Here is a 16360-nt window from a genome sequence, read left to right as displayed (position 1 = left end):
AAACTAATAATTTTCATTTTTTTTACCGGCCTAAAATAAAGAAATAGATTTAGGTAGTTTTAAGAAGCTGCTACTAAAATAATAATACTCTTGCCCCATGAATAGAATAGGGACCATGCTAATGGCATGTTTGATATCGGGTGTACTGTTTGCTCAGCAAAAACCAAATGTTATAATCATCTTAACCGATGACTTGGGCTATGGCGATCTCAGTTGCTATGGTGCGACAAAGATCCATACGCCCCATATTGATAAGCTGACCCAACAAGGGATTCGGTTTACCAATGCGCATTCGACCTCTGCTACCTGTACTCCCTCCCGGTATGCCCTACTGACTGGGCAATATCCCTGGCGAAAAAAAGGCACGGGAATTCTGCCGGGGGATGCAGCTTTAATTGTTCCAACGGATAAAACAACGTTGCCTTCCTTGTTTCAGAAGGCAGGCTATCAGACCGGCATAGTTGGGAAATGGCATTTGGGATTGGGCAATAGTTTAGAAAAAGAATGGAATGGCGAATTAAAACCCGGACCCAACGAAGTGGGTTTCGATTATTCATTTATATTTCCGGCTACAGCGGACCGCGTGCCGACTGTTTTTGTAGAAAATCACAACGTAGTTGCATTGGATCCTGCGGATCCCATTCAGGTTGATTACAAAAAAATAGTTGGGAATGATCCGACGGGGAAACAACAACCCGAATTATTAAAAATGCAATCTTCTCCCGGACAAGGACATAATAATACGATTGTAAATGGTATTGGCCGCATTGGCTATATGAGCGGTGGCTATAAAGCCCGATGGACTGATGAAGAAATGCCGCTGACTTTTTTATCCAAAGCAAAAGATTTTATTGAAACCAATAAGCGCAATCCTTTCTTTCTCTATTATACGCTGACCGAACCGCATGTACCCCGTATGCCTTCCACAATGTTTAAAGGAAAAAGTGAATTAGGCTATCGTGGCGATGCGATCCTGCAATTGGACTGGACGGTAGGAGAAATTATGAAGCAGCTGGAATATCTTGGTATTGCAAAAAACACCCTTATCATTTTCAGTAGCGATAATGGCCCTGTACTCGACGATGGGTATCAGGACCAGGCCGTTACAAAATTAAACGGACATACACCCGCCGGTGTTTTGCGTGGTGGAAAATACAGTCTGTTTGAAGGGGGCACAAGAGTTCCATTTATTGTGAGCTGGCCAGGAAAAACAAAACAATATGTTTCGGATGCTTTGCTTTGTCAGGTTGATTTACTGCGTTCTTTTTCTAAAATGTTGACTGTTAAATTGCAGGAAAGTGACGTTTTGGATAGTGAAAATGTATGGGATGCCCTATTGGGTAAATCAGCAAAAGGCCGGACTGCATTGATTGAACAGGGATTGGAATCATTGGCAATCCTTCAAGGAAACCGCAAATATATTGAACCCAACAGCGGACCGGCAATGGATAGGGGTACCAATATTGAATTGGGCAATAATCAACTCCCGCAGTTGTATGATTTAAGTACTGATATTGGGGAAAAAAACAATCTTGCGGATCAGCATCCTCAAGAGGTAAGCAACTTAGCGCAGCTGTTGCACAAGATAAAAGAAGGTGGGAAGATTAAATAAGGTCTTCTTAAGAAGAATTCATGGGAGAACCGGGGCTGGAGGATGTTAAAGAAAGTATTAAAAAACAACAACGAATTGTATATAGAAATGAAAAAACAAATTTTTTGTATTATTGGGACCCTATTTTTTCTCACTAATGGAATGGGTCAGACACAGGGAATAGACGGTTCTTTATTGGCTCCAACACCACCAATGGGTTGGATGACATGGAATTATTTTGCCGATAGTATTAATGAAAAAGAAATACGCGAAATGGCGGATGCCATGGTAAGCAGTGGCATGCTGAAAGCGGGGTATGATCATGTCTTTATCGACGATGGATGGCAAGGGGGAAGGGATAATAGAAATAATATCATTGCTGATCCCAAAAAATTTCCGTCCGGAATAAAAGCACTTGCCGACTATATGCACAGTAAAGGGCTGAAATTAGGAATATATTCAGATGCAGCGCCGCTTACCTGCGCAGGATACACCGCCAGTCTGAATTTTGAAGATCAGGACGCCAGAACGTTTGCGCTCTGGGGTATTGATTATTTGAAATATGACTATTGCGGGGCTCCGGATGACATCGAAACTGCAAAAACGCGTTACAAAAAAATTGCGGATGCTTTGCGCAAAAGTGGTCGTGACATTGCCTTGGGTATTTGCGAATGGGGAGACCGTAAACCTTGGCTTTGGGGCGGTCAGGCAGGTGGTCAACTGTGGCGCACTACAGCAGATGTCAGGGACAAATGGAAAAGTCTAAAACCGGTTAACACCGCTAAAGAATTGCATTCGGCAGGAGCAGGAATAATCGATATTGTCGATTTTTCACAGGAGTATTCCACCTACGCGGGGCCTGGACATTGGAATGATATGGACATGCTGGTGGTAGGCCTTTACGGTAAAAAAGGACCGTCAGGGGACTTGGGGGGAACCGGATGCACCGATACGGAATACCAAAGCCAAATGAGCCTTTGGAGTATTATGGGTTCTCCTTTGGCAGCTAGCCATGATGTTCGAACAATGAATGCCGAAACCAAACGTATTTTGTTGAATGAAGAAGTGATTGCCATTAACCAGGATGCTTTAGGCAAGCAGGCAGTTTGTAAAATCAAGAATGAGTTGTGGAGTGTTTTTGTACGTCCATTGGCCAATGGTGATTTTGCCGTTGCCATTTTGAATCGTTCTGAAACCGTCCAAAATTCTAAAATTAACTTTGCCGAATTGGGACTGGAGGGAACCTATGAAATAAAAGATTTGCGGCAACATAAAAGGATTGGAAAAGGGAAGCAATGGAACGGTAAAGTACAAAGCCACGAGACTCAATTATTTCGATTAAGAAAAATAGAATAGCGGTTATGAAAAATAGAATTCATTTGGTACTGTCTTTATTTGTATCTGTTTTAGGTGCACAGGCGCAAACGGATCAGGAAATTAAGTTTGACAGTCCGGCAACGCATTTTTCCCAATCGATTCCGTTGGGGAATGGATCTTTAGGCGCCATGGTTTATGGTAATCCGATCAAAGAACGTATTGTAATAAACGAAAAGTCGATGTGGTCGGGCGGCGTCGAAAATCCAAACCGGGAAGATGCGGCACAGTATTTACCGGAAATTCAACGTTTGCTGAAAGAGGGGAAAAATAAAGAAGCCCAGGAATTGCTACAGCACTATTTTGTCAGTGCCGGTCAGGGTTCTGCTTACGGGAATGGTGCGAATGCAAAATTCGGCTGCTATCAGATTTTTGGAGACCTGCTGATTAACTGGAAGGATACGCAGGGAATAGTCAAAGATTATAAAAGAACGTTGCAGCTGGACAGGGCTTTGGCGGTGACCGAGTGGAAAATAGGTGGAGCCACTTACAAAGAGGAAGTGTTTGCCAACGCCCCTCAAAAGGCAATTATCATCCGTCTGAGTTCAAATAAAGCCAAAGCGTTGCATTTTAATGTTTTAATGAATAGGAAAGAAAATGCAGAATTTGCATCCACTGGCAACACGATTACAATGACCGGACAATTGCCGGGTGGCAATGGTGATCGGGGAATTCGTTTTGCCGGATATGCCAAAGCCAATACTGCTGACGGGAACGTGATTGCTGAAAATAATGGTTTGACTGTTTCGGGGGCTACCGAATGCATCATCGTGCTAAGCGCCGCAACGGACCTGAACTGGCCGACGGTTGAAAAACGAGGGGCAGATCCATTGCCTGTGGTTCAAAAGACTGTAAATGCAGCAGGTAAAATTTCCTGGGATGTTTTAAAAAGCAAACATACAGCCGATTATCAATCGTATTATAACCGTTCTAAAATGCAGTTAACAGCCCGACAAAATGAGCCAGTTTTGAACCTTTCAACGGCACAACGTTTGGTGCGTTTTGCAAAAGGGGAAAGCGATGTGAGCTTACCTGCATTGTATTTCAATTTTGGAAGATATTTGTTGATTTCCTGTTCCCGCCCGGGCGGATTGCCGGCCAACTTGCAAGGGCTTTGGGCAGCCGAATACCAAACGCCATGGAACGGGGATTATCATTTGAATATTAATGTGCAAATGAATTATTGGCCCGCCGAAGTCACAAATTTGGCCGATTGCCATAAACCATTAATTGAGTTTACCAGGCAACTGGTAAAACCGGGGGAGAAAACAGCTAATGCTTATTATAATTCTGATGGTTGGGTAGCGCATGTCATTGCGAACCCCTGGAAATTTACAGCGCCGGGTGAAGGGGCAGACTGGGGATCAACCTTGTCTGGCGGAGCCTGGCTGTGCGAGCATTTGTGGCAACATTACTTGTATAATCCCGATAAGAAGGTTTTAAAAGAAATTTATCCTGTTTTAAGAGGGGCTTCTGAATTTTATAAAAACATTTTAATAGAAGATCCAACAACCAAATGGTTGGTTACCGCTCCTTCAAATTCACCGGAGAACTCCTATAAAACCGAAGATGGATTTGTTGGACAAACGACCATGGGACCAACGATGGACATGCAAATAGGGAGGGAATTGTTTACCTGCACTATTACAGCCGCTAAATTGCTCGGTATCGATCAGACTTTTACCGCTAGTTTGGAACAATTGAAAGGACGTATGGCGCCAAACCAGATCAGCGAAAAAACAGGTGGAGTTCAGGAATGGATCCGCGATTATGAAGAAACAGAACCGACGCACCGTCATGTTTCACAACTGTATGGTCTCTATCCTTATGATGAAATTAATACGCTGGAAACACCTTTGATGGCAGCAGCTGCACGTAAAACATTGCTAAGAAGAGGGGACGTTGCTACGGGCTGGTCAAGAGCCTGGAAAATTAATTTTTGGGCCAGACTGGAAGATGGGGACCATGCGTTAAAAGTATTAAAAGGTTTGCTGGTCCCTGCGTTCAATCCCGATAATACCAATTATACAGCCAAAGGTACAGGTACTTATTCCAACCTTTTTTGTGCGCACCCACCTTTTCAAATCGATGGTAATTTTGGAGGAACTGCCGGTATTGCAGAGATGCTTTTACAAAGCAATGGTAAGAATTCCGTTATCCGCTTTTTACCAGCTCTGCCGACACATACGGATTGGAGTGCAGGAAATATGAAAGGGATGCGTGCTAGAAATGGTTTTGAAGTGAATTTTGATTGGACTAATGGCAAGTTGAAAAATGCAACAATCATTTCTCTAACCGGAAATAATTGTTATGTAAAACTTCCTTTTGAGAAGGCTATTTACGATTCAAATGGTAAAAAAGTAGCGGTAAAATCGGAAGGGATGGATGTGGTCACTTTTCCTACCCAAAAGCGAACAACTTACTATATAAAATAAAAATAAGGAGTGGCTGTCTTACCGTTTCAAATTACTATAGAGGAATAGTAATCATTTTATCCTAATGAAGTTTTAAGATGTTTAAATACATATTGATATGAAAATCAGGTTTCCTTTTTTATTGTTTTTTTTAATTTTTGGATGGGCTTCACGAGCGCAGCAAATTTCGAACCAACCCAAAATTAATGGGCCGAGGTTGTATGGTGCCAGTCCGGGGAAAGTCTTTATGTATACTATTCCGGCAAGTGGAGCAAGGCCCATGCAGTTTGAAGTAAAGAATTTACCCAAAGGGGTCGCCGTCAATAAGACGAATGGTGTTATTTCGGGCGCGATAAAAAAAGCGGGGGAATATACCATTGAATTGGTGGCTCAAAACGAATTTGGGAAAGCTTCAAAATCCTTTATACTGGTTATTGGTGATCGGCTGGCATTAACACCACCAATGGGATGGAGCAGTTGGTATAGTTTTGGTCGCAACGTCACCTTAGACAAGGTGATCCGTTCTGCTGAAATTATAAAAGAAAAAGGCTTGCAGCAGTATGGTTGGAGCGTCATTGAGATTGATGACCCCTGGACCAATCAGCCTGATATAAATGATGTGGTATGGAAACAGCTCCAATCAGGTGAAAAAAAAGTGTACGGTTATTATGAAGGACCGGACAACCTTCCTAAAAGGAAAGGCCAGCCAAGAAATTCAAAAGGGGAATTAGAGCCCAATACTTTTTTTTCGAACCTGAAAAAATTCCCATCCATCATGCACCAGATGGGGTTCAAGGCCGGTATATACAGTTCGCCGGGACCACTAACCTGTGCCGGTGTAGCCGGTAGCTATGGCCATGAACTGACAGATGCAAAATTTTTTGCTGACAATGGATTTGATTATTTAAAATACGACTGGTGCAGTTATGGTTCTTTTGCCAAAAGCAATTCGAAGGAAGAATTGATTAAGCCCTATCGTATCATGTCTGACGCTTTGAAACTCCAAAAAAGAGATCTGATCCATGCCCTTTGCCAGTATGGAATGGGGAATGTTTGGGAATGGGGTAATGAAAGTGGTGGCCAGCTTTGGCGTACCGGAGATGACGTACACGACAGCTGGGAATCCGTGCGATCTGCTTTTAAAAAATTATCCGATAAATCAGCTTTTGTGAAACCGGGTAATTGGAATGATCCTGATATATTGCAGGTGGGAGCAGTGGGAGCACAGAGTTCAGGTATCGCGGGAAAAAACCGTTTAACATTTGAGGAACAAAAAACGGTGATGAGTATGTGGTGCATGTTGAGTGCCCCCTTATTACTAGGTGCTGACGTGGAACAGCTAGATGCTGCCACGCTCAGTTTGCTGACCAATGAGGAAATCATAGCCGTCAACCAGGATGCTCTGGGCAAAGCAGCTTCCTTACGGGGTACTTTGGATCATACGGAATTATGGGTGAAACAACTGGAAGACGGCACTATGGTATTGGGATTGTTAAACCTGTCCAGTGAACCGATTGAGTCAAAGTTCCCTTTTACTGCAATTCAATTGAAAGGAAAGTACAAAATACGCAATCTTTGGGTAAAAGAAGATTTAGGTGTTTTTGAAAACGAATTTGAAACAACTATTCCGGCTCACGGAATAGTGCTATTGCAAATGCTTCAGCAGCAATAAACGGTTTTGTTGCAATTGATTAATTGAATAATTTTTTTTTAATGTATACTATGAAAACAAGGTTTGGCTTTTTACTGTCCTTTGTGGTTTTTTGCTCCCCTCTCCAGTCGTTGCAGGCACAGGATTTTAGTGGTGTAATTGGATTAACCGAAAGGGTCAGTCCCTGGACAAAAGGCAAAATTGTTTTTCATTCCCTTGCTGCATCCGCCAATGATCGCTTTGAATTGCTTACCCAAAATAAGCAATTGCATATCTCGGCCACATCGGCTTCAGCGGCGGCGATGGGTTTTAATTACTATTTGAATAATTTTTGCAATCAAAGTGTATCCCATGGTGCCCAAAATTTAAAACCACTTTCCGCATTGCCGGAGGTTACAGAAAAACGTGTAATTGAAACGCCTTTTGGATACCGTTACGCGTTAAATTATTGCACCTATAACTATTCCATGAGTTTTTACCAATGGAAAGATTGGGAGAAAGAACTGGATTGGATGGCTTTGCACGGAGTGAATTTAATGTTGGCTATAAACGGCACCGAGATGGTTTGGCAAAAAACATTAGCGCAATTTGGTTTTAGCGATAAAGAGATAAAAGATTTTATCCCGGGGCCTGCTTATACAGCCTGGTGGCTGATGGGAAATTTGGAAGGATGGGGGGGGCCGGTTTCCAATGCCATGATTGACCGGCAAATGGAATTGCAGAAAAAGATGCTGGCCCGAATGAAAGAACTGGGTATAGAACCTATTCTTCAGGGATTTTATGGCATGGTACCTTCTACTTTGCAATCCAAGTTTCCCTCAGCAAAAATTGTGGAACAAGGCAAATGGGCAGGTGGTTTTCAACGGCCTGCAATGTTGTCCCCACAAGACAGTCTCTTTGCAAAAATGGCAGCGGTATATTATCAAAACGTAAAAGATATTTATGGCGGTTGTGCGTTTTTTGAAGGAGATCCTTTCCATGAAGGCGGAAGCAGTAAAGGACTCGATGTTTCGCTTTCGGCAAAAAACATCCAAAAACAAATGCAATCAATTTTTCCAAACAGCACTTGGGTACTACAAGGTTGGGGTGGCAATCCTCGAAAAGAATTATTGAAGGATTTACAAAAAGATACCGTTTTGGTGGTTGATCTTTTTGGGGAAAACCAAAATAATTGGGAAACTTCCAATGCATATAATGGAACACCCTGGATCTGGTGCAGCGTTAATAATTTTGGTGAAAAGCCAGGTTTGTATGGGAAATTACAACGGGTTATCGAGGAACCGCATCGTGCATTACAAACGCCACAGGGGCACTATATGAAAGGCATTGGTATTATTCCGGAAGGAATTTTAAACAATCCTTTGCTGTATGATCTGTCACTGAACAGTGCTTGGGGTAACCCAATTAATACGGATAGTTTGCTGCACGGTTACGCAAAATACCGCTATGGTAAAGAAAATATTGATGTATCCCACGGATTGCTTTCGCTGAAAAAATCAGTGTATGGATCACATACCGGATATCAGGAAGGATGCACAGAATCCTTGTTTTCGGCAAGACCGGCCAAAAAAATAGAATCGGTTTCAAGCTGGGGTACCAGAAAGCTTTTTTATGATAACCGGATATTGGAAGCGGGATTACAATCTTTTCTGAAAGCCTCCGACACTTTCAAAAACAGCGAAACTTTCCAATACGACATTACGGATATTGCCAGACAGGTAGTGGCGAATCGCGGCCAAATGGCTTACGACTCTTTGATGAAATCTTTCGGTCAAAAGAATAGTATTGGGTACAATCGCTATAAAAAAGAATTTTTGAGACTGATGCAATTTCAGGAAAAACTGATGGCGACCAATAAAAATTTTTTATTGGGAACCTGGATCAGACAGGCTAAAGATTTTGGCAGGACAGGGTATGAAAAACAATTGGTAGAAAAGAATGCAAGGATGCAAATTACCTTTTGGGGACCTGATACCAATCCGAAGACTGACCTGCATGAATATGCCCATAAGGAATGGTCAGGCCTGATAAAAGACCTATACGAACCAAGATGGCAATTGTTTTTTGAACAATTGGATAATGAACTGGCCGGAAGACCTTTTAGAGAAGTTGATTTTTTTGCCCTGGAATCAAAATGGGCCAGAGAGCAGCATGCTTATGCGACCATCCCAAAGGGAAATTATTTGGAAGTAATTCAGGAGATTGTTGCTTTTTGTAAAATTGAATAACATGAAATAAATAGAAATACCTGCTTCAGGTCATGGTGCAACGCTCCAGAGTGGTCCGTGGTAAAATTATCCTCAAAGCAATAACCCTACTGATATTTCAGGGTAATGCAGCGTTTTAATATAAAATTAAAGAAAAATGTATAAAACTACAGTCGTTAAAATAATTTTTATTTCACTGTTAACAGTGAGTTTTTGTACTGCTCAGGTTACAACAAGAATAAACTCCTATGGGTATAAAATTACTTATATAAAGTATTCAAATGGTAAAAAAGTAGAAAATCAGGATCCCCTGGTACTGTTTACAAATCAAAAAGAGAGTTTACTGACTTCGGAAAACATTCAAAACAGAAAAAGTAAGTACCCTTTTGAGATTACCAGAATTAATAGAGCAGCTAATTCGTATATACAATTAGCCTATTTAAATGCGAACAATGCCATTGCTTCAGTTGATAGTGTATCCATTTTGAAACAAAAGTTAGAATTAGTCAACGAAACGAAAACAATTCTGGGTTATGTATGTAAGAAAGCAAAAACCGTTGTCAATTCGAATAGTATAGAACTGTGGTATACCGATCAATTAGGAGTTAAAGGAGCCCCTGCCATTTTAGGCCAAAATTTAGGATTGGTCTTAGAAACAGTCAGAAATGGAAATGCTGTTGTCACGGCATCCAAAATAGAGCAATTAAATAAGGCGCAAGCCAATTTTATTTCGAATGATTTTTATACAGCTCCTAAAACGGATGTCTTAAGTTACCGTGACTTTCTTTGGAAAAGCCGATTTAAAACAATTAAAGTTTTTGAAGAGGAACTGGTTCGGTTTTCTGATGATGCAAAATCGAATGACAGTATTTTAAGATTTGCCAATGGCCTTATCCTAGTTCGAAAAATAAAATTTCCTGAAATAAGGAAAGGTCAAAAAGTATTTATTGACATTCAGCAAAATTCCAATGGAGACGCCTACGACAGAACAGGCACAGCCTTTATTATACCAATGGATAAGTCGCGTTCATTTTTAGATGGATTGCAAAAAGGGATCAAAGAATTGCCCGTCTATACCAATGGGAACCAATCAGAATACCAGGGAGTAGTTGCCACGGACAATTATACGCCACCGTTGGAATTGATGCGATTTTTCACACCTTTTGGGATTAAGCAATACAATTATCTGGAGTTAAAAGATAAAAAATGGCACGAAATAACACCTTACAGACAGGAAATTACTGATTTGGCAGATTATTTAAGCAATAAGGAACTTTGGGTTGGAATGACCATTGGAAATTATGATAAAGGAGGTCATAGAGTGGCTATGAGTATAACCATTCATCCGGGAGAAAATGAATCAGAAGAAAGTCCGATACTAAATGAAAATAAAGTGCTGCCGTTATTCAATACGGTTAATATTTTAGAAATGAAGGGTCAGAATTACGGGTCAATGTTTACTAATGAAAAAGGACTTGAAGTCACATTTACATTAGATAAAGACGTAAAAAACGCGCAACTTAAATACATTACGACCGGTCATGGAGGCTGGGAAAATGGAGATGAATTTGTACCCAAAAAGAATACAGTTTTGTTAGATGGGAAAGCTGTTTTTTCATTTATTCCATGGAGACAGGATTGTGGATCCTATCGTTTGTTTAATCCCAGTTCCGGAAATTTTGCAGATGGTTTGTCTTCTTCGGATTTAAGCAGATCCAATTGGTGTCCGGGCACCGTTACCAACCCGACTTATATTGACTTAGGCGATTTAAAAGCGGGCAAACATACTATTCAGGTTCAGATTCCCATGGGTAAACCCGAAGGAGGAAGCTTTAGCGCCTGGAATGTTTCCGGGTGTTTAATTTGGGAATAAAAGAGAGTTGATAAAGAATGTGGAAGGCTATCTGGTTAAAGTTAGCTGGGTTATGTTTTTTTTTTTGATTATAAATACTATATAATAGAATGAATATGATTACGAGACGTTCGGTTTTACTTGGCATGATGCTGGCTTTTATGCTAAATCTGATGATGGTCCCAACACTGTTGGCACAAAATAAATCCATTGTCAGGATGGGGGCAACAGCTACCCAATCTTTTGATGAAAACTGGTTGTTTTCCCGTTATGGATTCCAGCCTGACGGATCCAGAAAAGAAGAACCCAAAAATTTAGAAAGCGAGTCCTACAATGATGCTGCCTGGCAAAAATTAGATTTACCACACGACTGGGGGATCACAGGACCATTTCGCAGTGACCTTACTGGCGAAACCGGTAAGTTGCCTTGGAAAGGGATTGGTTGGTACCGCAAATATTTTACGGTTCCTGCAGCTGATGCCGGGAAACAAATTTTTGTTGATTTTGACGGAGCGATGGCCTATGCCAAAATCTGGCTTAACGGAAAATATGTGGGAACCTGGCCTTATGGTTACAATTCCTTTCGAATGGATCTAACACCTTACATTAAAGCAGGACAAAAAAATACAATAGCGGTCCGTCTTGATACCGAAAGTTGGGATTCAAGATGGTATCCTGGAGGCGGTATCTATCGCCATGTCTGGCTGGTAAAAACAAATCCGGTACATGTTGGGCATTGGGGGACCTATATAACCACCCCTAAAATAACCGCTAAAAGCGCAACAGTAAAACTGGTTGTTACAATCGATAATGCGACCAAAAAAAATGTGATTGCAAAAGTGCACACCGTGTTGTTTGAATTGGGTGCCAACAACACCCCCAGGTCGAAAGCAGGAGCTACCAAAGAATCGATTATTGAGGTGAAAGCCGAAGGATCTGCAGTTTTGGAATCACAGGCAACCATAGCCAGTCCTAAACTTTGGGATATTAAAAGTCCAAATCGCTATGTGGCACAAACGAGCATCAGTGTGAACGGTAAAGTGGTGGACCGATACAATACCCCTTTCGGAATTCGAACTATAGCATTTACAGCGAGAAATGGTTTCTTGCTCAATGGTAAAAGGGTCGAAATTAAAGGGACTTGTAATCACCATGATTTAGGAGCTCTGGGTGCAGCCATCAATACGAGCGGGTTGAAAAGGCAGCTGAAAATGTTGCAGGATATGGGATGCAATTCGTTACGTACTTCTCACAATACACCTGCTCCGGAACTATTGGAACTGGCAGATCAAATGGGCTTTTTGGTTTGGGATGAAGCTTTTGATACCTGGAAAGTAGGGAAGAAGAAAAACGATTACAATACAATTTTTGACCAGTGGCATGAAAAGGATTTGAAAGCAATGGTGCATCGCGATCGCAATCAGCCTTCCGTATTCATTTGGTCCATTGGCAATGAAGTGCCGGATCAACGCAATGTTCCATTGACAAAAGAATTGGCCGATATTGTTCGTGAGGAAGACCAGACAAGACCGGTTTCTAACGGGTATAATGATCCGGACGGTGGTCGTGAAGTGGGAGCAGCTGTGGCAATGGATGTGATGGGAGTGAATTATTTTTTTAGTAAACAAGCTACCTGGGATGCAGATCCGCGCTATAAAGACATGCCTACCCTGGGAAGTGAAACTTCTTCCTGTGTAAGTTCTAGAGGTGAATATTTCTTTGGCGAGGAATATAAAAATTGGCAAATATCGTCTTATGATCAGGCATATCCGGGTTGGGGCTGCACGCCGGATGAGCAGTTCCGCACGAATGCTAAATTCCCGCATTTGTTGGGAGAGTATGTTTGGACCGGATTTGATTATTTAGGAGAACCCACTCCTTATAATTCTGACGAGACCAACCTGCTTAATTTTAGATCTGATCCGTCGAAAATGGCCGAGTTGGAAAAAAAATTGGAGGAAATCCGTAAAAATAACCCACCATCCAGAAGCAGTTATTTTGGAATTATTGATTTGGCCGGTTTCCCTAAAGACCGTTTCTTCAGCTACCAATCCAAATGGAGACCAGAATTGCCGGTGGCTCATATTTTTCCACATTGGAACTGGAGTGAACGAATCGGATTAGTAACTCCGGTGCATGTTTATACATCAGGAGAGGAAGCGGAACTGTTTTTGAACGGAAAAAGTCTTGGAAGAAAAACAAAAACTCCGGGGATTGATTTTCGTTTGGTTTGGGACGATGTTGTATATACTCCGGGTGAATTGAAAGTGGTTTGCTATAAAAATGGGAAACAATGGGCAACCGACGTCGTGAAAACTACGGGAGCTGCCGTACAACTTAGCCTTTCCGCGGACCGTTCTGTGATCGATTCCAACGGAACTGATTTTTCCTATGTTACGGTTAAGGTGATCGATAAAGACGGACTAATGGTTCCCCGTTCGCATCCGTCAATTAAATTCTCCATAGAAGGTCCCGGAGAAATTGTTGCGACAGATAATGGTGATGCTACCAGTTTTGTTCCTTTTCAAAGTCACGAACGAGAGGCTTATAATGGAATGGCGTTGGTAATTGTAAAAGCAAAGAAAGGACAGCAGGGGCAATTTAAAGTGAAGGCGGAAAGTGAAGGATTAACCACTTCAGTTGTAGCTGTTAAAATCAAATAGTTGGGAATAAAAGGATTTTTTTTGAAAAAATAGTATAATGTTTTAAATAAAATGTGTCAAAATGATAAAAAAAATAATAGTGCTGGCACTCTTTAGTGGAGGTGCCTTTTATAGTACTGCGCAATCCAAAATTGATCCTAAGACGATTAAGGAAAAAATGCAATGGTTCGCAGATGCAAAGTTGGGAATCTTTATTCACACGGGTATTTATGCTGTGAATGGTATTGGGGAGTCATGGAGTTTTCACAACAAGGAAATAAGCCATGCCGATTATATGAAACAATTAAAAGGATTTACACTGAAGCAATACGACCCAGCGTATTGGGCGGATTTAATTAAAGAAAGTGGTGCCCGATATGCGGTCATAACAACCAAACACCATGATGGGGTTGCGATGTATGATACAAAGCTCAATAATCTCAGTTCTGTAAAGGCAACGCCAGCAAAAAGGGATGTGGTAAAGCCTTTCTTCGAAGAGTTGCGCAAAAGGGATATAAAATGCGGGGCGTATTTTTCGTTAATCGATTGGACAAATCCCGACTATCCAGGTTTTTTGAAAGACAGTTCAAGATACAGTGTGCAGCATGACTATCACCGATGGAATAAATTCAGAGCTTTTTTTCAGGGGCAGATAAAAGAAATCAGTACGCAATTCAATCCTGATTTATGGTGGTTTGATGGCGATTGGGAACATAGTGCAGAAGAATGGGAATCGGAGAAAACCCGTCAGATCATACTTTCTAAAAATCCTTCTTCAATTATTAACGGACGTCTCCAGGGGTATGGCGATTATGCCACTCCGGAACAGAATTTTCCTGTGAGCCGACCAGCGTTTGATTGGTGGGAGTTATGCATGACCATTAATGACAATTGGGGGTATCAGCCTAAAGACCATAACTGGAAAACACCATATGAAATAATAACCATATTTGTTGATGCTGTTGCCAATGGGGGCAATTTGCTTTTGGATATCGGTCCCAGGGAAGACGGAAGTATTCCTGACGAAGAGGTAGCTGTACTTAAAGAATTGGGGGCCTGGAATAAGAAACACGGAGAAGCAATATTTAATACTATAGGAGGGATTCCGCAAGGGCATTTTTACGGGCCTACTACTTTGTCTAAAGATTCCACTACGCTTTACTTATTTGTACCTGGAAAAACAGCTGGTCCATTAATGCTTAAGGGCTTGAATTGTAAAATTGAAGCTATTACTGTTGTCGGGGATGGGACAAAGCTGACTCACAAAGTCGTCGGTAAAATTTCCTGGAGTCCTGTACCTGGATTGGTGTATATAGATCTTCCAGAGGCTGTCCAGGATAAATATGTAACCGTTTTAAAACTGAAATTGGACAAACCTGTAGCATTGTATAACGGACAGGGTGGGTTGAAGTAAAAAAAGAAATTACTCTGTCTCTGTTTTTTGCTGCTTTATCAGCAATCATCTAAATGATAAATTGGTTCATAAATAGTTCAGGACCGTATGTAATTTTGAAATAAAAATAAAAAAAAATTAAAATTAAAAACGTAAAATATGATACGATCATTTTTCTTTTCTCTTCTTTTATGCAGCGCATTATCCTTTGCGCAGCAGGTGCAGATTATTCCGCAGCCGGTGCAGGTCATTACAAATACGGGCAGTTTTGTCATTAGCCCTAAAACAAGTTTGGTGGTTGCCAACAAACAGGATGATGCCACTGCTGCTTTTTTAAATAAATATTTATTGGATTACTATGGGTTCGCCTTGCCAATCGTTAAAAAAGCAACGAAAAACAGCATTACTTTCAAAAGCCTTGAAAAAATTGACGGACTTAAAAGCGAAGGATACAGTTTAAAATCAGCGAAAGACGGAGTTTTAATAATAGGAAATTCTGCTATTGGAACTTTTTACGGCATGCAGACCCTTATTCAATTGCTTCCAACAGCAAGAAGTACCAGTCTTAAAATTGCATCGGTTGCGGTAAAGGATGAGCCTCGTTTTGCTTATAGAGGAGCGATGCTGGATGTCGGGCGTCATTTCTTTCCGGTTTCATTCGTTAAAAAATACATCGATTATTTGGCGTTGCACAAGTTAAATTATTTCCATTGGCATCTGACCGAAGATCAGGGCTGGAGAATCGAAATAAAGAAATACCCTAAATTGACCGAAATAGGATCTAAAAGAAACGGGACGATTATTGGCAGGTATCCAGGAAAAGGAAACGACAATACACCAGATGCCGGTTTTTATACACAAGAAGAAGTAAAGGACATTGTAAAGTATGCATCAGATCGTTTTGTCACGGTAATCCCGGAAATTGAAATGCCCGGACACAGTAGTGCTGCTATTGCCGCTTATCCTATGTTAAGCTGTTTTCCAGATAAAAAAACAGAAATTCCCGCTGCCATGATTTCTGAAAAAAGCAAACAGGAATTAGCAAACGGAAGGATAAAACTGGTACAGGAAACATGGGGTGTTTTCACCGATGTATACGCCCCAACAGAATATACTTTTGGATTTCTACAGGATGTCCTTGATGAGGTGATGGCATTGTTTCCTTCAAAATACATCCATGTAGGCGGGGACGAGTCGCCTAAAGAGGAATGGAAAAATAGTGCATTTTGTCAACAG

Annotated in this window: 9 protein-coding genes; all 9 read left to right on the top strand. The window is 41.2% G+C overall.

What is annotated here, in order from left to right:
• Window positions 1–97: 97 nt before the first annotated feature.
• The gene (locus ACNQGH_RS16700) at window positions 98–1612 is read left to right on the top strand and encodes a sulfatase family protein (RefSeq protein WP_417957148.1); all 1515 of its coding nucleotides are present in this window, start codon (window positions 98–100) and stop codon (window positions 1610–1612) included.
• Window positions 1613–1699: 87 nt separating this feature from the next.
• Window positions 1700–2947, top strand: coding sequence for a glycoside hydrolase family 27 protein (locus tag ACNQGH_RS16695; protein WP_417957147.1), 1248 nt, complete (start codon window positions 1700–1702; stop codon window positions 2945–2947).
• A 5-nt stretch (window positions 2948–2952) separates the two neighbouring features.
• Entirely contained in the window at window positions 2953–5400 is a 2448-nt protein-coding gene (locus tag ACNQGH_RS16690; RefSeq protein ID WP_417957146.1) for a glycoside hydrolase family 95 protein, read from the top strand.
• Between the two features lie 97 nt (window positions 5401–5497).
• Window positions 5498–7051, top strand: coding sequence for a putative Ig domain-containing protein (locus ACNQGH_RS16685; RefSeq protein WP_417957144.1), 1554 nt, complete (start codon window positions 5498–5500; stop codon window positions 7049–7051).
• Window positions 7052–7101: 50 nt separating this feature from the next.
• Window positions 7102–9258 (top strand): alpha-N-acetylglucosaminidase, encoded by a 2157-nt coding sequence (locus ACNQGH_RS16680; protein ID WP_417957143.1) that lies wholly within the window; start codon window positions 7102–7104, stop codon window positions 9256–9258.
• A gap of 136 nt (window positions 9259–9394) precedes the next feature.
• Window positions 9395–11110 (top strand): PNGase F N-terminal domain-containing protein, encoded by a 1716-nt coding sequence (locus tag ACNQGH_RS16675; protein ID WP_417957142.1) that lies wholly within the window; start codon window positions 9395–9397, stop codon window positions 11108–11110.
• Window positions 11111–11205: 95 nt separating this feature from the next.
• Window positions 11206–13752, top strand: coding sequence for a beta-galactosidase GalB (gene galB / locus ACNQGH_RS16670; RefSeq protein ID WP_417957141.1), 2547 nt, complete (start codon window positions 11206–11208; stop codon window positions 13750–13752).
• 61 nt (window positions 13753–13813) lie between these two features.
• Window positions 13814–15145, top strand: coding sequence for an alpha-L-fucosidase (locus ACNQGH_RS16665; RefSeq protein WP_417957140.1), 1332 nt, complete (start codon window positions 13814–13816; stop codon window positions 15143–15145).
• A gap of 138 nt (window positions 15146–15283) precedes the next feature.
• The coding region (locus ACNQGH_RS16660) for a beta-N-acetylhexosaminidase (RefSeq protein ID WP_417957139.1) at window positions 15284–16360 on the top strand (1077 nt) is incomplete at its 3' end.

It is taken from the genome of Flavobacterium kochi (genome assembly GCF_048286715.1).
In the GTDB taxonomy this organism is placed as follows: domain Bacteria; phylum Bacteroidota; class Bacteroidia; order Flavobacteriales; family Flavobacteriaceae; genus Flavobacterium.
Note: the sequence above shows the minus strand (reverse complement) of the source record. Positions and strands in the feature narration are given on the sequence as shown.